The 20482-nt window shown below is 71.2% G+C and carries 20 protein-coding genes and 3 pseudogenes; 14 read left to right on the top strand and 9 right to left on the bottom strand.

The window, feature by feature from the left end; genetic code table 11:
• Positions 1–120: 120 nt before the first annotated feature.
• A pseudogene (locus AC5K6T_RS15815) lies at positions 121–612 on the top strand (transposase); the annotation flags it as partial.
• Between the two features lie 176 nt (positions 613–788).
• On the opposite strand, the gene AC5K6T_RS15810 reads toward AC5K6T_RS15815, so the two are convergent.
• Together AC5K6T_RS15810 and AC5K6T_RS15805 are read right to left on the bottom strand one after the other, a co-directional pair.
• Positions 789–1031: a DUF397 domain-containing protein gene (locus AC5K6T_RS15810; RefSeq protein WP_493209549.1), complete on the bottom strand. Its 243-nt coding sequence runs from the start codon at positions 1029–1031 to the stop codon at positions 789–791.
• Entirely contained in the window at positions 1028–1900 is an 873-nt protein-coding gene (locus AC5K6T_RS15805) for a helix-turn-helix domain-containing protein (protein ID WP_493209547.1), read from the bottom strand. Before AC5K6T_RS15805 ends, AC5K6T_RS15810 begins: the two co-directional genes overlap by 4 nt.
• Positions 1901–2190: 290 nt before the next feature.
• Between AC5K6T_RS15805 and AC5K6T_RS15800 the strand changes: the two genes are divergently transcribed.
• The 11 genes from AC5K6T_RS15800 (at position 2191) to AC5K6T_RS15750 (ending at position 11810) form a co-directional block, all read left to right on the top strand.
• Entirely contained in the window at positions 2191–2394 is a 204-nt protein-coding gene (locus AC5K6T_RS15800) for a hypothetical protein (protein ID WP_376736393.1), read from the top strand.
• The gene (locus tag AC5K6T_RS15795; protein WP_493209545.1) at positions 2391–2648 is read left to right on the top strand and encodes a hypothetical protein; all 258 of its coding nucleotides are present in this window, start codon (positions 2391–2393) and stop codon (positions 2646–2648) included. Before AC5K6T_RS15800 ends, AC5K6T_RS15795 begins: the two co-directional genes overlap by 4 nt.
• On the top strand, positions 2645–2905 hold the full coding sequence (locus AC5K6T_RS15790) for a hypothetical protein (RefSeq protein WP_493209544.1): 261 nt from the start codon (positions 2645–2647) through the stop codon (positions 2903–2905). The genes AC5K6T_RS15795 and AC5K6T_RS15790 overlap by 4 nt, the downstream gene beginning before the upstream one ends.
• A 181-nt stretch (positions 2906–3086) precedes the next feature.
• On the top strand, positions 3087–4292 hold the full coding sequence (gene fxlM / locus AC5K6T_RS15785) for a methyltransferase, FxLD system (protein WP_493209543.1): 1206 nt from the start codon (positions 3087–3089) through the stop codon (positions 4290–4292).
• Positions 4293–4362: 70 nt separating this feature from the next.
• Complete coding sequence (locus AC5K6T_RS15780; RefSeq protein WP_493209542.1) at positions 4363–4554, top strand: FxLD family lanthipeptide; 192 nt, start codon at positions 4363–4365, stop codon at positions 4552–4554.
• A gap of 74 nt (positions 4555–4628) precedes the next feature.
• Positions 4629–7700 (top strand): lantibiotic dehydratase, encoded by a 3072-nt coding sequence (locus tag AC5K6T_RS15775; RefSeq protein WP_493209541.1) that lies wholly within the window; start codon positions 4629–4631, stop codon positions 7698–7700.
• Entirely contained in the window at positions 7697–8932 is a 1236-nt protein-coding gene (locus AC5K6T_RS15770) for a lanthionine synthetase C family protein (RefSeq protein ID WP_493209540.1), read from the top strand. The genes AC5K6T_RS15775 and AC5K6T_RS15770 overlap by 4 nt, the downstream gene beginning before the upstream one ends.
• Before the next feature lie 22 nt (positions 8933–8954).
• The gene (locus AC5K6T_RS15765) at positions 8955–9791 is read left to right on the top strand and encodes a thiopeptide-type bacteriocin biosynthesis protein (protein WP_493209539.1); all 837 of its coding nucleotides are present in this window, start codon (positions 8955–8957) and stop codon (positions 9789–9791) included.
• Positions 9788–10936 carry a hypothetical protein gene (locus AC5K6T_RS15760; protein ID WP_493209537.1) on the top strand — a complete coding sequence of 383 codons (1149 nt, stop codon included), beginning with the start codon at positions 9788–9790 and terminating at the stop codon, positions 10934–10936. Before AC5K6T_RS15765 ends, AC5K6T_RS15760 begins: the two co-directional genes overlap by 4 nt.
• A gap of 155 nt (positions 10937–11091) precedes the next feature.
• The gene (locus tag AC5K6T_RS15755) at positions 11092–11331 is read left to right on the top strand and encodes a hypothetical protein (protein ID WP_493209535.1); all 240 of its coding nucleotides are present in this window, start codon (positions 11092–11094) and stop codon (positions 11329–11331) included.
• Positions 11277–11810 (top strand): hypothetical protein, encoded by a 534-nt coding sequence (locus AC5K6T_RS15750; protein WP_493209533.1) that lies wholly within the window; start codon positions 11277–11279, stop codon positions 11808–11810. The genes AC5K6T_RS15755 and AC5K6T_RS15750 overlap by 55 nt, the downstream gene beginning before the upstream one ends.
• 393 nt (positions 11811–12203) lie before the next feature.
• Here AC5K6T_RS15750 and AC5K6T_RS15745 read toward each other — a convergent pair.
• The 5 genes and pseudogenes from AC5K6T_RS15745 to AC5K6T_RS15725 all read right to left on the bottom strand — a co-directional run.
• Positions 12204–12335, bottom strand: a pseudogene (locus tag AC5K6T_RS15745) (CbrC family protein); the annotation flags it as partial.
• Between the two features lie 112 nt (positions 12336–12447).
• Positions 12448–13494 (bottom strand): annotated as a pseudogene (locus tag AC5K6T_RS15740) (ISKra4 family transposase); the annotation flags it as partial.
• Between the two features lie 794 nt (positions 13495–14288).
• Positions 14289–15020 (bottom strand): prepilin peptidase, encoded by a 732-nt coding sequence (locus tag AC5K6T_RS15735; protein WP_493209531.1) that lies wholly within the window; start codon positions 15018–15020, stop codon positions 14289–14291.
• 75 nt (positions 15021–15095) lie between these two features.
• Positions 15096–15437 carry a DciA family protein gene (locus AC5K6T_RS15730; protein WP_493209529.1) on the bottom strand — a complete coding sequence of 114 codons (342 nt, stop codon included), beginning with the start codon at positions 15435–15437 and terminating at the stop codon, positions 15096–15098.
• A gap of 323 nt (positions 15438–15760) precedes the next feature.
• A complete protein-coding gene (locus AC5K6T_RS15725) occupies positions 15761–17347 on the bottom strand; it encodes an IS1182 family transposase (protein WP_493204868.1) in 1587 nt (528 codons plus the stop codon).
• A gap of 188 nt (positions 17348–17535) precedes the next feature.
• On the opposite strand from AC5K6T_RS15725, the gene AC5K6T_RS15720 reads away from it, so the two are divergent.
• Entirely contained in the window at positions 17536–18489 is a 954-nt protein-coding gene (locus tag AC5K6T_RS15720; RefSeq protein WP_386980216.1) for an IS481 family transposase, read from the top strand.
• 21 nt (positions 18490–18510) lie between these two features.
• Here AC5K6T_RS15720 and AC5K6T_RS15715 read toward each other — a convergent pair.
• Positions 18511–19385 (bottom strand): IS5 family transposase gene (locus tag AC5K6T_RS15715; RefSeq protein WP_493209527.1). Its coding sequence is split into 2 segments (ribosomal slippage): positions 18511–19038 and positions 19041–19385, totalling 873 coding nucleotides; the frame shifts between segments, so codons are not numbered across the junction.
• Positions 19386–19737: 352 nt separating this feature from the next.
• On the opposite strand from AC5K6T_RS15715, the gene AC5K6T_RS15710 reads away from it, so the two are divergent.
• Positions 19738–19869, top strand: coding sequence for a hypothetical protein (locus AC5K6T_RS15710; RefSeq protein WP_493209525.1), 132 nt, complete (start codon positions 19738–19740; stop codon positions 19867–19869).
• Between the two features lie 30 nt (positions 19870–19899).
• Here AC5K6T_RS15710 and AC5K6T_RS15705 read toward each other — a convergent pair whose 3' ends face one another.
• Positions 19900–20415, bottom strand: coding sequence for a bacterial transcriptional activator domain-containing protein (locus AC5K6T_RS15705; RefSeq protein ID WP_493209524.1), 516 nt, complete (start codon positions 20413–20415; stop codon positions 19900–19902).
• Between the last annotated feature and the right edge of the window lie 67 nt (positions 20416–20482).

Raw genomic sequence — 20482 nt, 5'->3', positions numbered from 1 at the left:
CCGAGCACCCCACGGCCGGAGGCGCACTCAATCGACGGCTCCAGCAGCGGTTCTGTCAAACGAACGGCTCTTGCCCGTAGTCGGTGGTGACGTCGGGTAGCCGCCCTTGATCGTGATCTCGTGATGGATTTCAACTACCTTATGGGGACAGTGCTTTCCGGGCTGTCCGCGCTGGTCCTCGAGGATGTGACGGACGGCGGTGACGCGGTCGTGGTCGCGGCTCGCACGCGGGATATGGCAGTGCCGTGTCCGGTCTGCGGGATACCGACGGCGAAGGTGCACGGCTACCACCGCCGGTCATTCCGAGCGCTGATTCCCGGACTGCTGGAGCGTCATCAGCGCCGCACGGTGCGGTTCGCCCGGCAGATATCGCAGGTGGCACGGGAGTTATGCGGCCGGGCGGCCGCCCGCCCCGCCTGTCTGCTGGCCATGCCCGTCTCGCGCAGCACCATGCTGCGTCATCTGCGACGCTTGCCGCTGCCGCGGCAGGCGGTCCCGCGGGTGATCGGCGTGGACGATTTCGCTTTGCGCCGCCGCCACCGCTACACCACGATCACCACGGATGCCGAGACCAGCAAACGCCTCGCGGTCCTGCCCGACCGGGGCCGGGCTCAGAGGTGTCCACCACTCGGGGACAGGTCCCATCTTGAGGCTGGGGTCTGACAGTCGGCGCTGGCCAGAAGCCCGCGGGGGTTGCTGGAGATGCGGCAGGGGTAGGTGTGGTGCCAGGGCCGAGCAGGCCGCACTCGACTCGCTCGGACCGGCCCGCTCGGACAAGGGCGGACTGTTCAGGCGGTGAAGCGGCCGTGGCGTACGCCGTCGATGAGGGCGGCGAAGCGCTCGGGCTCGATCAGCAGGACGGGGCCGCTGGGGTTCTTCGAGTCGCGGACGGCGACCGCGCGGTGAGCGGTGTGGGTCAGGTCGGTGACCTCCACGCAGTTGTTGCCGGATCCGCTGCTGTAGGAGGACTTGAACCAGGTGGCCACACCGTCCAGGTCGGGTGCTGTGAGCGTGCGGGTGTGTGTGGTCATTCCGTGATCTCTCGCGATAGTTGGTGCAGGAACTTCGGGGTGTCCTCGGGTGGGAGGGACGACGCCACCAGGGCGTTGAACTTCCGTGAGAACTTCGCGACTTCGCGCGGGGTGTCGGAGACCGACGAGGCGCCCCACGCGTTGTCCACCTGGACCGTGGTCGGCAGCGTGTCGCCGAGGTGAAGGATGCTGAAGTCGTTCACGCCGACGTACCCGCGCACGGTGTGGGGGAGGACCTGGACGGTCACGTTGTCGAGCGCGGCCAGCCTGGTGATCTCGTCGTACTGCTCGCGCATCACGTCGGGGCCGCCGACGAGGTAGCGCAGGGCCGGCTCGTACAGGATCGCCCACAGCCTGCCGGGTTCTTCGTCGCGGGTGAGGTAGTCCTTGCGCCTCATCCGCAGGGTGACGCCGTGGTCGATGAACTCGTTGGTGGTGTCCTCGACCTGTTTGGCGATCTCGTACAGGGCCCGCGCGTAGCGCTCGGTCTGCAGTAGCCCGAGGACCACGACGGGGTGGAAGGCCTGTATTTCGACGGCGGCGGACTCGATGCCGATGAAGCGGGGCATGCCCGAGGGCATCGAGCCTTTGAACTGGGTCCACCACTCGCGGCTGGAGGCCGCGCGCTGGATCGCCAGCAGCCGCTCGATGTCCTCTTCCTCACTCACGCCGTAGCGGCCGAGGAGTTTGCGCAGGTCGCCTGCGTTGCGCAGGTCCTGCAGCCCGGTCTCGACGCGGTAGAGCTTGGTGTCCGACAGGGGCAGTCCGTGGACGGCCTCTTCCAGGGTGAGGTCGGCCCGCTTGCGGAGCTCTCTGAGTTCGTAGCCAAGTTCGATGCGCCGTGCTGTTGGTCTGGCTCGTGCTGGCACCCGCTTGCCTCCCCGGCGTATGTGTCCGCTGCCGTTGCGATGTGCGGAGTGTGACACGGCACGCGCCCGCCGAAACAGCGATGCGCTTGCCCTGGCATGTGCCACTTTCCCCGCAGTGACGTTTTCGGTGCGGTTTCACTTGCGGACCCACTATGCCTGCGGCCACGGTGAATGGGCCCTCGGATTCGGGAAGTTGGACAACCGGCGGGCACGAAGGAGTCCTGCCTGCCCCGCGCCTTTGACGGGACAGGCCACCCCATCCCGCTGCGGCTGACCCCCTCGGAGGCGGCATGTCCTTGCGCTCCAGCTCCATCGAACCGGCGACGCGCCCGTGCCCGGCGGGCAGGAAGCCCACGGCCCCGATAGCCGCTGAGGCCGCCGCCTTCCGCGCGGCCCACGGCCTGCCGGCCGGGTGGAGCGCCGAGGACTTCGAGATCTACCTGGACCTGGAGCGCGTCGGCGCCCCGGCCGCGCAGGGAGGCGACGCGGCGTGAGCGGGCAGGAGACGGCACCCTTCCGGATCGGCGACCGCGTACGCGGCACCTCCTACGTGCCGCCCGAGCGGCGGGGCCGGGAGGAGCCGGAGGAGTTCGAGGGCACTGTGGTCCAGCTCGGCAGCGGCTACGCCGGGGTGGACGCGGACCGCGCCCTGGTGTGGACGCGGCTGGAGAACGGCACCGAGCGCCAGTCCCTCATCAGCGAGACCGAGCTGCTCACGCCGGCTGACGCAGCGGCGGTGGAGGAGTGAGCGCCCGCCACCGCCTGCCCAAGTGGCCGAAGCCGGACGGGGACGGCGTGTTCGCCGGGATCGTCCTGCTCACGGCGAACCTGCTCGGTCTGGGCGTCATCGTCGCCGGCCAGAGCCCGCACTCAGCGAGTGCGGCCGTCGCCCTCGTCGCCCCGTCCGCCCAGGAGACCCCGGACGCCGGTCCGGTCACCGCGAAGAAGGACAGCGGACCGGCTCATGCCGCCTCACCCCCGAGGGCGGCGAAGCCCGCGTGCTAGACGCGGGCTGCACTACCGTCCCGTCCCGCCCGGAGAGCAGTGGCCCGGGCGGGACGGGACGGCACCACCAGACCCGCCCGACAGCACCGTCAACTTCCGTGGATCTGCTGCCCTATACGAGTCGGGATGTGGCTCTTCCAACCGTCCCCGTAACGCGATCACAGATGTCTAGGGTGATGTCATGACTACGGTCCGAGAAACCGATGACACGGCGGCCTCGCTCCGCGCGGCCATGGTGAGCGAGCTGCACGAGATGGGCGTGTTCCAGTCCGAGGCGGTCGCTAAGGCTGTCGCGACGGTCCCCCGGCACCTGTTCGCGACGGGAGAGCCCCTGGAGGCGGCGTATGCCGCCGACAAAGCACTGGTGATCAAGCGCGACAAGCAGGGCCACGCGCTGAGCTCGCTGTCGGCCACGCACATCCAGGCGGTGATGCTGGAGCAGGCCGAGATCGAGCCGGGGATGCGCGTGCTCGAAGTGGGCTCCGGCGGCTACAACGCCGCCCTGATCGCCGAGCTCGTCGGAGAGGCGGGCACGGTGGTCACCGCCGACATCGACGCGGAGATCGTCAAGCGCGCCCGCGCCTGCCTGGACGCGGCCGGCTACGGCCAGGTCCAGGTGGTGCTGGCCGACGCCGAGGGCGGCGTGCCCGAGCACGCGCCGTTCGACCGGATCATCGTCACCGCAGGAGCATGGGACATCCCGTCGGCATGGCGGGAACAGATGGCCGAGCGGGGCAGGATCGTCGTCCCCCTGCGCATGCGGGGGATCACCCGGTCGTTCGCGTTCGACCACGACGGCAAGGACCTCGTCAGCGACAGCTACCGGCTGTGCGGCTTCGTGCCGATGCAGGGCAGCGGCGCCTACACCGAGCGGCTCCTGCCGGTCACGGACGGGGTTGCTCTTCAGCTCGACGACCAGCGCCAGGAGTTCGACACGAAGGCCCTGGCCGACGCTGTGCACGCGCCGCGGCTGGAGGTCTGGTCCGGTGCCGCCTTCGACATGCCCGATGAGCTGGAGCTGTTCCTGGCGACCAGCACACCTGAGATGGTGATGCTGCACGGCAGCAAGGACCTGGTCGACCAGGGCGTACTCGCGCCGTCGGTGACGCGCGGTGTCCCGGCTCTGGTGGCCGGCGGCAGCTTCGCGTACCGGACCAAGCGGCCCAACGAGGAGACCGGCGGCTTCGAGAGCGGGGTGTTCGCCCACGGGCCCGACGCTGAGACGGTCGCCGCCCGGTACGCGGAACTGCTGCGTCGGTGGGCGGCCGATCACCGGCGCCGCGGTGCCGCCCGCATCCGCTACGTGCCGATGCCCGAGGGAGCGGCTGAGCCGTCCGCGAAGGTCGTGGCGAAGCGGCTCGGGGCCGTCGAAGTCTCCTGGTCATAGGCTCCCCACCCCCTGGCAGACCGCCCGGGGATGGGGCTGTGTGCACCACCCGACTCTCATGGAGGTTGTTGTGTCCGTGCAGTCCGAGGAAGCAGCGCCTACGGCCCCCGCGGCAGCAGGGGGCCTGGAGGAGAACGTCGACGGCTGGGACCTGGATGTCTCCATCGTCGAGTCCGGCCCCGAGGCCGACCGGCTCATCCAGATGACCGATGACGGCTGCGGCCAGACCTGCCAGTCCGCCTGCTCGACGACCTGCCCGTAGGCCGTCCGGCTTCTGAAGATCTGTGGTGTCCGGCCGCTCGCGGCCGGACACCACGCGGCGATAGGGGGTGGCTGGTGTACGAGCCCATTGATGCGGCCATGCTGCGTGCGGCGGCCTGGCCACCGGATCGCCGCATCCGGTGCTGGCCCGACCTGACCGGCGACGGCGACGGCCCGGCGTCGTGGCGGACGTGGCTGGAGGAGACCTTGGAGGTCCCCGGCTTCGCCGCCGCGCTGGGGCAGGCCAGCCCGGTGCTGGCACACCGCGTCCAGCAATGCTGTCAGGGGCGGCAGCTGCCCGAGCCGGCCGTCCGCAAAGCGGTGGTCGCCCTCATGCGCTATGTATTGCGCGCCTCAAGCCGGGCCACTCCCTTCGGCCTCTTCGCCGGTGTAGCGCCGGCCCGCATCGACGGCGCGTCGGCAGCCCGCATCGGCACCGGCCACAGGGCCGTCGCCCGGCCGGATGCCACCTGGCTGGCGACGGTGATCGAACGCCTGGAAACCAACCGGGTACTCCAGCCCCTCTTAACGGTCCAGGCTCATCCGCTCGCGGTGGAGCGGGACGGGCATGTGGTGCTGGAACACCGCCCCGCGGGCAGCGGAGGTGGTGCCCCCGAGCGGGTGCAGGTCCGCCTCACCACACCCGTCAAGGCCGCGCTGGACGCAGCCCGCGACCCCATCCGCACCGCGGATCTCGCTGCCCAACTGGCCGCCGACTTCCCCCACGTTCCCGCACCCACCGTCAGCCGGCTCCTGGCGGGCCTGATCGACCAGCGTCTTCTGGTCACGAACCTCCGCCCGCCGATGACGACGGCGGACCCGCTCGCCCATGTGCTGACCGTCCTCGCCTCCGAGGGCACCGCCGCGGCGGCCGAGCCGGCGGGGAAACTGCGCGAGATCACCCGCGAACTGGCACGGCACAACACCACCACCGACCCGTCGACCGCCCAGGCCGAACGCGCCGACATCACCGCGGTGATGCACGACCTCAGCCCGGTGGCCGGGCCAGTGCTGTCGGTTGACCTGTGCCTCGACGCCGACGTCACGATCCCCGCCGCGGTCACGGCCGAGGCCGCGCGGGCGGCCACCGCGCTCGTCCGGCTATCGGGCCGCCCCGCGCTCTCCCACGGCTGGGTGGCCTGGCACGGCCGCTTCCTGGAACGCTACGGCCCGCGCGCCGTGGTGCCGCTCCTTGAGGCGGTGGACAGCGACACGGGCCTGGGCTACCCGGCTGGCTTCCTCGGCGGCCCACCCGCCCCGGCCCCCGCCGCCTTGAGCGAGCGGGACATCAAGCTCCTGACGCTCGCGCAGAACGCGGCCCTGCGTCGCCACCACGTGATCGTGCTGGACGACGCCATGGTCACCGACCTCGCCGAGAATACCGGCCCGGAGATACGCATCCAGCCGACGACGGAACTGACCGTACGCATCGGGGCCCGCAGCGTACGGGCCCTGGACGCAGGGGATTTCACGCTGGCGGTCGTGGGGGTGTCGCGGTCCGCCGGGACGACGACCGGCAGATTCCTGAGCCTGCTCGACACCTCAGACCGGGAGCGGATGGCCGCGGCATACGCGGCGGCGTCCACCGCGACCGAGAACGTGCTGAGGGTCCAGGTCTGTGCGCCGCCGCTGTATGCGGGCACCGGGAACGTGGCCCGCACTGTGCAGGTGATGCCCGCCGCCGTCTGTCTCGGCGAGTGCCACGACGACGGCGGCATGGATCTGGTGCCCGTGGAGGACGTCGCGGTCACCGCGGACGCCCACCGCCTGCACCTGATATCCACCTCGCGGCGCCAGCCACTGGAGTTCGTGACCATGAACGCGGTGGAGCCGACCCGCCGCACCCATCCGCTGGTGCGGTTCCTCACCGAGGCCCCCAACGCGCTCAGCATCCCGTGCACCACCTTCGACTGGGGAGCAGCCGCCCGGCTGCCGTTCCTGCCCGCGCTGCGCTACGGGCGCACGATCCTGTCCCCGGCCCGCTGGCAGCTCACCGGCGCCGACCTCGCCGACCCCGCAGCCGACTGGCGGCAGTGGGAGCGGTCCCTGTCCGCATGGCGCGAGCTGGCCGCGGTGCCGAGCACCGTCTACCTGGGCGACGGCGACCAGCGCCTCCGCCTGGACCTGGCCGAACCCTCCCACCGGGCCCTGCTGCATACGCAGATGCGGCGCGACGGCACGGCGGTCCTGCGTGCCGAGAGTGCCGCCGACGCAGGCTGGATCAACGGCCGCCCCCACGAAGCCGTCATCCCCCTCACCACCACCAACAGCCCCGCAACGGCGCCGCACTGGCTGCACACCAACCCGGTGGCGGAGCGCGAGCCGGGCCGCCTGCCCGGCTGCGACGGGCGGTTCCTCATCAAGCTCTACGCACACCCCGACCGCCACACCAGCCTCCTCACCCGCCATCTGCCCCGCCTGCTCCACCGGCTGGGCGACGAGGCGCGGTGGTGGTTCCTGCCCTACCGCGACCCCGACGATCACCTGCGGCTGCGCCTGACCGTCCCCGACGGCCAGGCCGCCGACGCCGCCGCCGCGATCGGCGCCTGGACGGGGCGGCTCCGCGAAGCCGGGCTCCTGGCCCGGGTGCAGTGGGACACCGACTTCCCCGAGACCGCCCGCTTCGGAGGCAAAGAGGCGTGGGAGGCCGCCGAGGCGTACTTCGCGGCGGACTCGATGACCGCCGCCGCGCAACGGGCCGCCTGCGCGGCCAAGGACGGGCCCGACCAGCGGGCCCTGACCGCAGCCAGCATGCTCGATGTGGCCATCGGTCTGATCGGCGAGGCGGGCGAGGCCATGCGGTGGCTCATCGACTGCGCCCAGACCACCGGCACCGCACCCGACCGCGGCCTGTACGACCAGGCGATCACCCTGGCCAACCCCCACGACCGCACCGCCCTGGCCCGCCAGCCCGGGGGCGAGGAGGTCATCGCCCGGTGGACGAGGCGGCGCGACGCGCTGGCCGCCTACCGCCGCGCTCTCGCGAACACGGGAGGGGGCACGGCGGCCGTCGTGCTGCCGGAGCTGCTGCACCTGCACCACACCCGCATGGCCGGCCTCGACATGGAAGCCGAACGCCGCTGCGTGCACCTGGCCCGCGCCGCGGCCCTCAGCTGGACCGCCCGCGCAACCAGGAGAGCATCGTGAAGCCGATACCGCAGGCGCTGGCCCTGGCCGACACGCTGGCCGCGGAGCTGTCCGACCCGCGCACCGCCTGGGACGCGGCACCGCCGGGAGGACGGGCGTGGCCGCAGTCCCTGGCCGGCGGCGCCGCGGGCATCGCCCTGCTCCACATCGAACGCGCCCACTGCGGCCGCGGCGACTGGGACACCGTGCACACCTGGCTGGCCTCGGCCGCCGCCGGTGACCTGACCGCCGCCGCGAACGCCAGCCTCTACATGGGAGCCCCGGCCCTGGCGTTCGCCATGAACGCCGCCGCAGGAGACTCCAACCGGTACCAGCGCGCTCTGAGGAAGCTGGACGACGCCACGATCACCGTCACCCGCCGACGCCTGGCCCAGGCCCACGCCCGCATCGAGAGCGGGCAGGCCCCGGCGATGAAGGAGTTCGACGTGATCCGCGGCCTGGCCGGGCTGGGCGCCTACCACCTCACACGTCACCCAGACCACCCGATCACCGCCGACGTCCTCGCCTACCTGGTACGCCTGACCGAACCCCGCCCCCAGGAGCACGGGCTCCCGGCGTGGTGGACCGGTGTGGCACCCGACGGCGACGTCAGCCCCGACTACCCCGGGGGCCACGGGAACTTCGGCATGGCCCACGGCATCGGCTCCGTCCTCGCCCTGCTCTCCCTGACCCTTCTTGACGGCCCGGCCGTCCCCGGCACCCGCGAGGCGGTGGAACGGATCTGCGCCTGGACGGACCGGTGGCTCCAGCACGACACCACCGGACCCTGGTGGCCCGGCTTCATCACCCTCGACCAGGCCCGGCGCCACCAGGTCGATCCGGCGCTGCGGCCGAGGCCCTCGTGGTGCTACGGCATCGCCGGCACCGCCCGCGCCCAGCAACTCGCCGGCATGGCCCTCGGCGACCGCGCCCGCCAGCAGACCGCCGAGCACGCCATGCTCACCACCCTCCAGGACCCGGCCCAGCTGAACATGCTCCCCGAGACCGGGCTCTGCCACGGAACCGCAGGGCTGCTCCAGGCCGCCTGGCGCATGGCCACCGACGCCACCACCGGTGCCCTCTCGGTCGAACTGCCCCGCCTGACCGGCCGGCTCACCGACCAGATCACCCACCTCACGCAGCGCGACCCGGAACTGCTGGACGGCATCGCCGGCAGCGCGCTCGCCCTGCACACCCTCGGCACCAACATGCCCCCGGAATCGGGCTGGGACACCTTCCTCCTCCTGGCATAGACGAAAGCGGAGCCGAACGGACATGGACACCTCCTGGCGGCAGATCAACATCGCCTTCCCCGACTGGGACAGCGCCGAGCACACCGCCCTCACCCACCTCGTCCCGCTCCTTGCCACCGCCGAGACCGCCCGCCTCATCGGCCCGTGGTCCTTCCTCCGCAAAGCCCCCCACTGGCGTATCCGCTACCAGCCACCCGGCGACCGGCCCGCGGCCGAGAGCCACCTCCTTGACGCCCTCGGCCCCCTCCAGCACGCCCGGGCCATCACCGCCGTCACCCCGGTGATCTACGAGCCGGAAACCCACGCCTTCGGCGGACCAGAGGCCATGACCTGCGCCCACCGGCTCTTCCACCTCGACAGCCGCCACCTGATCGACCACCTCACCCGCCACCCAGGCCGGCCGCGCCGCCGCGAGCTGTCGATCCTGCTGTGCACCGCGCTGCTCCGCGCCGCCGGGCTCGACTGGTACGAGCAGGGCGATGTCTGGGCACGCGTGGCCGACCACCGCGACCCTCCCCGGCCACAGCCCGACGCCCGCCTGAAGACCCTGCAAGGCGGTCTGCGCCATCTGATGACCGCGGACATCGTCCAGCTCACCCGCGACGGTGCCCCGCTTACCGTCCCTGTCGGCTGGCCGCATGCCTTCACCACCGCGGGCCGCGAACTGGCTGCCCTCGCCGCCGACGGCCGGCTGCGCCGCGGGCCGCGCGCGGTCCTGGCGCACCACGTCATCTTCGCCTTCAACCGGTTCGGGCTTCCGCACGCGACCCAGGCCACCCTCGCCGCAGGCGCCAAAGCCGTCGTCTTCGGCCCCGACCCGACCAGTGAGGACCCAAGCGCGCAAGGAGCCCCGGCATGAACGACCGGCTCCTGGCCTGGTTCCCGCTCATTGTGCGGCCCCGCCCGCCCGCCCTCCCACTGAACGCTCGGATCGGCCAGCTGACGGACCTGGCCGCGCAGCTCGCCATCGGCGACATTCACCAGCAGGCCGTCCGTGCGGCCGAGATCTGCAACAAGGCCGCCCTCATCGCCTCCGACTGCGCCCTCCCCGACCTCGCCCGCACCCTGTGCTGGTCCCAGTACGCGGTGTTCGACCAGGCGCGGCCGCTGCCCACCTGGGCGGTGAAACTCGCCCTCCAGCCGCTCCTCAACTTGGCCCGGCAACTCATCCGCGAAGGCGATGGCACCAGCGCCCACGCCATGCTCGACGCCCTCTTCCACGCCGCCCGCGCCCGCACCTCCACCGAGATCGCCTCACGCGCCGTGAACCTGCACACGCTCACCAGCTCCGCCGATGGCCACGAGATCGTCGGCACCCTGGTGTGGGCGGCGCTCCTCGCCGACGGCACTCGCGCCCTCGCCCAGGCCGGCCGCTGGCGGGAAGCCGCCGACGCCGCAGCCGCCCACCGCGGCGTCGGCGCCCGGCTCCTCGACGGCCGCCAGATCACCATCCTCGCCCTCGCCCAAGACCGGCAGCACGGCGAGGCGAGGGCACTGATCGAGAACAGCCGGCCTGCCGAGCCCTGGGAGGAAGCCGTCCAGCACCTGCTGAGCGTCGCGTGCCGAGAGGCCGGTGCCGTACCGGCGACGCACATCGACGCCATGCTCACCACCGTGCTCGCCCTGCAGCAGCAGCCCGCCCTCGGCACGACCGTCTTCCGGACCCGGGCCGGGATCACCGCGCTGACCCTGGCCGCAGCCCACGCAGACGAGCGGATCCCCCTGCTCCAGGCGGACGTTCTGGCCCTGGCCCACGCCGACGGCTACGTGGCTCGGGACGTGCTCACCCACCCGCAGCTTCGACGTGCGATGACGACCGCCCAGCGCCAGGCCCTGGCCCGTCTGGTCCGCACCGCAGGACTCGGCGCCGGGACTCTACCGGAACCCCTGCACAGCGACCTGATGCGCGCAGTGCAGGCGGGGGAGGACTGGCTGCGCCACAGCCTCGCACGCGACGCGGTCACCTCACCGACCACACCTCCTACCGGAAACCACGGAGGCTGAAGGCATCGCGCGGGAACTGTCCGCGAGCTGCCGTAGCGTGGAGCGCATGGCTTTGGGTACCGATGGACGTGACCTGCTTCAGATGATCGCCGACTCGCCCAAGCCGGTGGCGATGTCCGACTGCTTCCCCGCCCTGGACCCCCGCCGAGCCCGGCATGGACGAGAACCACCCCGGTCACGAGGCGTGGACCGAGCGGCAGATCGCCTGGTACGGCGTCTCGGCGCAGTTGTGGAAGCGGGAACTGGTGCGCGTGGTGGTGCCCGCGGACGGCAGCCACGGCGATCTCGTCGAGGTCACCGACGCAGGACGTGGGGCTCTTCACGCCGCGGTGGCCCGCGCGTGGCGGCGCCCGAGCCGCGGGCACTGCCCGGCCCCGTCAGCGCGATCCGCCTGACCTGCACCCGCGAGCCGAGCTGGTGGGACACCGGCGAGGACGAGCCGGAGATCTGGCATGTGACCGCCGACCTCTATGCCCTGGAGGGCGATACGAGCGTCGAGCACGTCGGCGGCTTCGAGTTCTACCGCGCCGATCCCAATGCCACCCGTGACCTGTTCGGCGTCCTCGACGGCCACGACGGTGACGTCGGCGTGATCGCCGAGTCGATCCTCGCCCCATCCACCGGACACTTTCGCGACGACCTGGACGAGTACGCCGAGCCGTTCGGCTCCGGCATGCTCCTGCTCAACTCCGCACAGCTGAACCGCCCGTGGCGTGGGCTCGGCGTCGGCGCGATGCTGGCAGGCAAGGTCATCGCCTGGCTCGGGGCCGGGGCCCGCGGGGCCGCCTGCTACCCCTGGCTGATGGCGCTCTTTGAATATGGGTGTGGTTCCTTTGAAGGGATAGGGGCGTGCCGGGCTGGGCCGTGGTTATGAAGTGTCGGCGTAGGCGAGGGGGGTGCCGCAGACCGTGCAGCGGAAGAGCATGGCGCTTGCCCCCTGGCCGAGGTTGGTCAGGAAGCTCTCGAGCTGGGACGCGTCGTGCGAGCCGCCCATTCGGAGGTCGAGTCGAAGCTGGTCGAGTGCTTCGGGGTGGGCTGCCGGCTCGGTGTATCCGGCCTCGCCGATGAAGGGCCGCGTCGTTGCAGTGGACAAGCCAGTGCGGATCCTGCCAGGCGTGGAAGCCGGGGGTGCGGCGGGTGACCTGCGCCAGGGCCTCCTCGCTGACGCCGTCGAGCCCGTATGCGTCGTTGAATTCACCTTCGAATCATTCAGCGGCACTGCCGTTGGCGATGCACCAGGGGCAGAACCTCCGCTGACTTCCTGGGCCGTGTAGAAGGTGGCGGTGTAGATCCATCCCGTGCTGCGATTGCAGCAGGCGCAGGTCTCGGCGCTCTCACGGAAGGACCCGCTTGCGACGGGGTCGGGGTGGTAGCGGAAGCGGGGCAGGCCGGTAATCACTGGTGAGCCTGCCGGGGCATGGAGAGGTCCGCCTCGGCGCCGATGGTATGTGTGCCGACGGGCATGCCTGTGAACCTCATGGGTTGCAGTCTGTCCGCAAGCCCACTCGTGATCAAGCGGTGAGGTTGACGTCCTGCTGGCCGGGGGCGGGGTAGAGGCGCTCGTGCTCGCGAGCGTGTGGAAGCGCCAGCAGGAGTCGAGGTCGCCGTTGGCGACGAGGGTACGGAACCGTAGGACGGCTTTGGCTCCCTGAAGGTTCCGGCGGGCGCCGGTGATCCCGAGGCGGTCAGCGATCAGATGCCGGCCAGCGCCTTGGACCGCGCCGGTGGCGATCGGCCACCCGTTGTCGTAACGGAGCTGATCGAGGTGGCCGGTCAGGCAGCGGTGGCAGGCGTCGACGGCCTCGCGCCGGGTGGCCGACAGGTGTTCCCGGTCAGCTTGGGCGGTCATCTGGTCGGCGGTGCGGGCGGCGTGTCCTGCGAGGACCGCTGTCAGGCGGCCGGCCGCCCAGGCTTCGGCCCGGTTGGTGCCGGGCTTGTGGAAGGCGTGGGCGGCGGCCCAGGCGGACTCGGCGACGTGCACGAAGTCCAGCAGCACGTGCAGCGTGACGCCGCGTCGGCCGGCCTCGGACGTGATCAGGTCAAGCTGGTGACGGGCGCCGTCGACCAGGACCACCCACGGCCGCAGATGCTTCGGGTCGCGGGCCTGGGCCTGGTCGAATGCGTCGGCGATGACCTGCTCGGGCGGACGGACCAGGGAGGCAGTGCACCACTTGTTCTCCGCCCTCGGCCCCTGGCGGGCGAGGCGTTCGCCGCTCCGGCCGCCGGGTGGGTGGATCACGTCGTGGGGGCGCCTGGGGGCCGGGCGGGTGCCGAAGACACAGGCCACGGTCGCCATCCGTTTCCGGTTCGGCTTCTCGCCCGGCGCGATCCGGCCGCGATGGCCTGCGGCCGCAGGCCATCGCGGCGGCCCGGCGGGTGGCCTCCCGCAGGGCCTCGGGCCGCATGACCACGCCCTTGCCGTCCACCTGGACCACCAGCGGCGTCGCGCGGCTGCACGGAAACGGGATCCTGCTCCGGTAGAAGGCGCCGGCGTCGACCGCGGCCGCGACCACCAGGTCTTCGGCACGGTCAGCACCCCGACGACCGGCCGCTCGGCCCCCGCATACGCCGATGCCGCCCGCTCACCCGCAGGCGGCTGTCCGGCGCCGACCGCCGCTACGGACACCTGCGGATCCATCTCCGCGAGCACCTCGGCGACCCACTCCCGCGCGATGCGCAGACGGTCCAGCCCCTCCCGGGCCACCTCCAGCCTCCCGGACAGCTCAGCGACCTCGGCTTCCAGCTCCTCCACCCGAACCCGAGCGGCCGTCTCGCGGGCTTCCAACTCCTCGAACAGCGAGCCCATCCGCTCCCCTTCTCCACCACCAAGGTAGAGACGAGAAGCCCCGAACACAGCCCCGATCAGCGTTCTCCCAGCTCAGCACATCCCTTCAAAGGAACCGCACCCAACTCGCCCTGCACCAGGCCGAGGCCCATCTCATGTTGGGCCGCACCGACCAGGCCCGTGCCCGCGCCGAGGCCTCCGCGGCCGTCTGCACTACGGGCACCCTCAGATGGGCCGCCGCCACCCTCGTCCTCGCCCGCGCCGAGGCCTCCGACCAGCCGTCCGACGCCGCTCAGCGCGCCCTGGACATACTCGACCGGGTACCGCCGAGCCGCCTACGCGCCACCGCCCGCATCCCGCTGCAGCGACTGGAGGGCCTGCTCGCCGCCCGCCCTGCCGAGTACGTGGCCGATCTCCGCGAACGCCTGCGCACCCTGCCGCCCCCTGTCAACGCGTCTGGCGCCGCATCCGCGTGGCGCCGTTGTTGGGCATGGCCCGGCTACGGCGCCGGGGGGCCGTGCACAAAGCACCCGATCCAGCGGCCCCTTGGCTCCAGGAGTGCGGGGATCAGGAGGCGTGGGAGCCCAGGAGCACACCGGCCAGCGTCCCGGCGAGCAGGAACGGGCCGAACGGGATCCTGCTCGTACGGTCGGCCCGGCCCGCAAGCATCAGACCGATCCCGTACAGCGCACCGAACAGGTACCCAGCGACTGTCCCTACCAAGACGATCGCCCAGCCGTACCAGCCCAGGACAACGCCCAGGACGACGGCGAGTTTCACGTCACCGAACCCGAAACCCTTGCTGAGGAGGTAGAGCATGAAGTAGCAGGTTCCCAAGACGAGGGAGCCGAGCAGCGCGGACGTCCAGTTGCCGTCGGCGCCAGGCAGCACCGCCGCGACGCCCAATAGGGCGAGCGCGGCCGCAGCGAGCGGCAGGGTGAGCACGTCCGGCAGCCGGTGCGCCGCGAAGTCGACGGTGGCGAGCAGCACGCCGGCCGGGGCGAGCAGCAACCAAACCGCCAGCTCGGGACGGCCCCCGGTGACGGCCGCCAGCAGCGCGCAGATCACGGCCGTGACGGACGCGACGGAGAACGTGCTCGGCCCGTAGGCATGCCCGGCGGCGCAGCGAGCACGCCCCAGCCAGCCGTTGCCGATTCCGGTGAGGGGATGGCCCGCCGGGCACGCCGATCGCCAGGGCTCCTCGGGCGGCACGGAGAACCGGTACGCCGGGCGGGATATGAGTACGCCCGCCCCGTAGCCCCACAAGGCGGCAGCTGTGATGATCAGTAACCTCTCCACCGGACGGAGCTTAGGGACTCGCCAGTGCCGGGTCAGGACGGCACCACCAAGGCATCCACTGCGTTGTTGCCCGCCCTACGCCGCGGACGCGGCCGCGCGGGGATGCGGGCCGCACCGGCTGGCGAACTCCTCGCGGACACCGGGCGTGCTGAGGAAGAGAGCGCTGCCTTCGAGGACGCGAGCCCTGTCGAGCTCCTGGGCCAGGACGCGTCCGGGGTGCACCGCGTTCAGGCGTCCGGCGATAGTCGGTGCGAGCAGTCGCATGTTGGTGGCCCAGGGCAGGTTGGAGCACATCACGTACAGTCGGCCGTCGGAGGAGGTGCCGACGGGCTGCACATGACGGGCCACGTCGTCTCCCACGACGGGGTTCCACCATGCAGCGGTCCGGTCGAACCCGTCCGGGCGTTCCAAGTCCATCCGCCTGACCTCCCGTCGATCACGGTGGCTGCCGATATGCGGAGCCGCAGAAACCCTATGGAGTCGGGACTCGTTCACGCCGTACGCCGGACCGCCGTGCTCTTCGGTGTCTCTGCTGCAGCGCGTTCCCGCTCGGCTCGATCCCTTCGTGCCCCGCGCAGCGCCAGGGCATAGGCGGCTTCGGCCTCGCGGTGGTGCTGGACGCGGGCGGCCTCGATGGGGGCCGGCTGGTCGTCCGCGGCAGCCGTCTCCGGGAACGCCCTAGAAGGCTGCTGAAAATCTTGTTGGGGGCTGTCCGGCCTGAGGCCGGATGGCCCCTTTCCCTATGCGGTGGCGGGGGTGAGGTGCCAGGTAGTGCTGGTCCGGGTGAGTCCGAGGTTGATCAGTCGGCGGAGGTTGAGGGCGGCGGCGCGGTGGTGGAGCCAGATGTTGTTGGCGATCACGCCGCGGTGGGGGACTCTGCGGTTGCCTTTGCCGACGAGCCAGGCGATGGCGCGTTCGACGGGGGGCCGCCATCGGCGGTATTCGTCCTGCCAGGCGGGGTCGGTGGCGGCCTGGTGGCGGGCGGCGGCCAGCAGTTCGTGCTGGGGGTGGACGTTCACGGTGCGTCCGGTCTTGGAGGTGGTGCAGCGTTCCCGCAGGGGGCAGTCGGCGCAGAGGCGTTTGAACTGGGCGGTGCGGGCGCCGTCTGCTTTGACCTGCCCGAGGTTGGCGGTGTGTCCGGCCGGGCAGGTCGCGGTGCCGGCGGCCAGGTCGAGGCGGAAGTCGTCGATGGTGAAGCCGCCGGGGACGGCCGTCCGGATCGGCGGCGGTTTGATCACCAGGGTGTGGCCCTGGCCTTGAAGGCGCTCGCGCAGTTCGCCGGTGCCGTAGGCGGAATCGCCGAGCACGGTTAACTCCGTGCCCTCTTCTTCGTCGGCCAGCAGGTCGGCGGCGATGGCGGCCTCGTGGTTGCCGGGCCCGTAGCCGCCGGTCAGGGCGACGGCGGTGAACAGTGCGGTCTCCGGCTCGAAGGAGACATGTCCTTTGAAGCCGTCCTGGTGGCGGGTGCGGTTCTTGTGGATGTGCCGGGCGTCGGGGTCGACGGTGGACACCGTCCGGTCGGGTGCTGTGCGCTTGGCGATGCGCCAGCGGCCGTCGCGGCCGTCGGAGTCCTTGGCGGGTTCCACGTCCTGTCCGGCGACCAGGGCCAGCAGGCCGACGGCGTCCGCCGCCTTCTCGCCCAGGTTCTGCTCGGGCAGGTGTCCGAGCAGGTTGAGGGCGTCGGTGACCAGCGCGTCGACCAGCGCGGCGCGGGCCGTCTCGTCGTCCCAGGCGATCCTCGGTTTGCCCGGGTTGGTGTAGTCGTGGGCCGTGCACCACCGGCCGGCCGTCTCCTGGCCGCCGGGAACCTCTCGGATCACCCGCCGGATCGCGGAAATGATCTGGGTGACGGTGTCCTGGGTGGCCACCGCGTCATCGAGGACGGTGGAGTCCAGCGCCCGCCGCTGCTTGCCCTTGAGCACCCCGGTCGCGGCCACGACCTCCTTGACCTTGGTGAAGATCCGCGTCGGATCGGCCGAGTTGCGCAGGCGGCGCCGGAAGTACGTCAACAACGACGGATCGAACGCGGTGTCGTGCAGGCCGAGCCCGCAAGCGGCCTTCCACCGCAGGTCACACCGCAATTCCTGAACGACCTCGAAGTCCGACAGCCCGTGCAGGCTCTGCAGCACCACGGTCGCGGCCAGGACCTGTGGCGGCAGACTCGGACGGCCGTTGGACGAGGGATACATGTCCGCGAACATCTCCGCCGGGAACAGCACCTCGCGGTGCTCGGCCAGGAACGCGAACACACTCCCCGCCGGGATCAGCTCCCGGCACGTCTCCCACACATCCGGCCCGACCGGCTCCCCGGCCCATTCCCCCTGCATGCCTACAAGACTGGCCCCGACTCCACCGAGCCGGGGCCAGAACACCAGATTTTCAGCAGCCTTCTAGGTGTATCGCCCCGGGAGGTTGTGGACGGGTGATGGAGGTCTCGGCTGGGACTGCTTGAACGGGTGAGGGCCTTCCGGGTTCGGTGTGGATTGCGACGTCTACACCGACCAGAAAGGCCCTCGTGCCCCACCGTAATGCACCCCTGACCGAGACCGGACGCCTGCGCCTGGCCCGCTGTGTGGTCGAGGACGGCTGGCCGCTGCGGCGGGCCGCCGAGCGGTTCCAGGTCTCGCCCACCACCGCCCAGCGGTGGGCCGCCCGCTACCGGGCCCTGGGCGAGGCCGGAATGGCCGACCACTCCTCCCGCCCGCACCACAGCCCCCGGCGGACGCCGACCCGCACCGAACGCCGGATCATCAAGATCCGGCTCCTGCGCCGGTGGGGACCGGCCCGCATCGCGCACCTGCTGGACCTGGTGCCCTCCACCGTCCACCGGGTCCTGACCCGCTACGGCCTGGCCCGCCTCACGCACCTGGACCGGGCCACCGGCCGGAACATACGCCGCTACGAACGCGAACGTCCCGGCGAACTGGTGCACGTGGACATCAAGAAGCTCGGCAACATCCCCGACGGCGGCGGCCACAAGACCCTGGGCCGCCAGGCCGGCCGCAAGAACCGCCGGAACGCCGGCTACAGCTACATCCACACCGCCGTCGACGACCACTCCCGCCTCGCCTACAGCGAGATCCTCACCGACGAGAAGAAAGAAACCGCCACCGCCTTCTGGACCCGGGCCCACGCCTACTTCACCGGCGTCGGGATCACCGTCGAGCGCGTCCTGACCGACAACGGCTCCTGCTACAAGTCCCACGCCTGGCGCGACACGCTGGCAGCGGCCGGGATCACCCACAAACGAACCCGGCCCTACCGGCCCCAGACCAACGGCAAGGTCGAACGCCTCAACCGCACCCTGCTCGACGAATGGGCCTACGCCCGCCCCTACCGCTCAGAACAGGAACGACGCGACGCCTTCCCCCAGTGGCTGCACACCTACAATCACCACCGCGGACACACCGCGCTGAAGGGCAAACCACCCGCCAGCCGCGTCCCCAACCTCACAGGGCAATACACCTAGGGTGCGTTTCGAAAGTGCTGGTCACAGCCACTCGTTGATGGCCGCGACCAGCACAGTCGCTTCGTAGCGAACGGCGAGCTTGTCGTACCTCGTTGCCACCGCACGGTGACGCTTGAGGCGATTGATCCCGCACTCAACCGCGTGGCGCTCCTTGTAATCCGCGGCGTCGAACTTCGGCGGCCGGCCGCCGCGGGAACCGCGCTTCTTGCGGTTGGCGATCTGGTCGCGCTTCTCCGGGATCGTGCAGCGGACAACGCGCTTGCGCAGGTAAGCACGGTTCGCGCGGGAGCCGTACGCCTTGTCGGCACGAACCTTGTCCGGCCGGGTACGCAGGCGGCCCGGGCCGAGCCTGGGCACCCGGATACGGCCCAGGACCACCTGGAACTGCGGGGAGTCACCGCGCTGCCCGGCCGTGATCACCAGTGACATCGGCTTCTGGGCCTGCTCGACCGTCAGATGGAGCTTGGTGGTCAGCCCGCCCCGGGAACGTCCGAGCCCATGGTCGTCGGGCTCGGTGAACACGCCACCGGGCGGCTCGATCTGCAGATCCCCTGTTTGCGGGGACCAGCCGCATGCTGGTGGGCGCGGGCGATGGTCGAGTCCACCGAGACGTCCCAGGTGATCAGTCCCTCGGCGTCTGTCCGGACCTGCAACTGCTCGAAGATGCGGTGCCACGTGCCGTCCCGCTGCCAGCGCCGGAACAAGCCGTACACCGTCTGCCACGGGCCGTACCGCTCGGGCACGTCCCGCCAGGGAGCACCAGCGCGGGTACGCCAGCGTATGCCGTCTATCAACTGCCGCCTGGTGTGCACCGGCGGCCGTCCAGGCTTCTTCCCCACCGGCAGCAGCGGCGCCAGCTTCGCCCACTGCACATTCGTCAGATCGTGCCTCCCCATGAAGTGGATCTTGACACATCAAGATCCACTTCTGAAACGCACCCTAGCGCTGAGCTCGCGCAGCGCGCGGTTCTGCCTTTCAACTGCCTGCGCGATTGCCGTGTCGACGCGTTGCTCGGGCCGGGCCGCTTGATGTGCGGCAGCGCCTGGCGGAATCCTTCGGAAGCCACCTCCCGGATCTTCACCGGAACCTCCGGCGCGCCCGGAGGCGTGGCGGCGAGGGCGGGGGCGGCCTGCGTCGTACGGGGCTCGGGCGCGCCGACGGGCGGGACCCAGATGGTGCGTACGGCGTCGGTTCCAGCCGCCTGATTCACCGCAGCGACGAATGCGGGCGCTGATCAACCGGAGCTGCGTGGCGTGGGCGGTTGCGCAGACCGTACGGGAATCACTGGGGGAGTGGCGCAGCCGGCCGCCCGCGTCCGACGAGGCGGCCCTGAGCGAACTGCTCGCCTACGCGGCCCGGGACGTTGCCCCCAGCCAGTAGCCGCACCGCGCGGCCCTTGCGCACCCGCGGCTACAAGGCCTTGCGTACCGCCGTGCCCGAGCCGTTGAGGAGCTCGTTGATGAGTTGAGAAGTCTCCGTCTCCAACGCGCAGTCCAAATTCCGGTTGACCTGTTGCACGCGGGTGATCGCGGTGTGCAGTCCGGAGCGGTTCCCGCGAGCAGCCTCAAGACGCATCCAATCCCTATAGAGGAGCTCCGCCGTAGGGTCGACGTCGAGGCCGGTCGCGACGGCCTGGCGGGCGGCGCTGAGGTCGTGGTGGGGGCCTGCGGGGATGCGGTAGGTGACCACGGTGTGCGCGACGTCGATGATCCGCGTGATCATTTCCTGAGCGTAGGGCTCAGCCCAGGGCAGCGGCCGGCCGCCGAACGGCTTGCCCCGCACCAGAGCCAGTGCCTTCTCCAAGTCGGTCAGGCCGGACGGGCCAAGCGGCAGCGCGCGTTCGACGAGCTGGAGGAAACGGATCCAGTCGCAGCGCACACTGGGAGCGAGCCGGTACGGATCCTCGCCTGCCTTGCGGCGCGGCACGTAGAGGTTGCCGGACGAGTCGCTGCCTAGAAGGCTGCTGAAAATCTGGTGTTCTGGCCCCGGCTCC

Source organism: Streptomyces sp. B8-7 (assembly GCF_058833805.1).
Note: the sequence above shows the minus strand (reverse complement) of the source record. Positions and strands in the feature narration are given on the sequence as shown.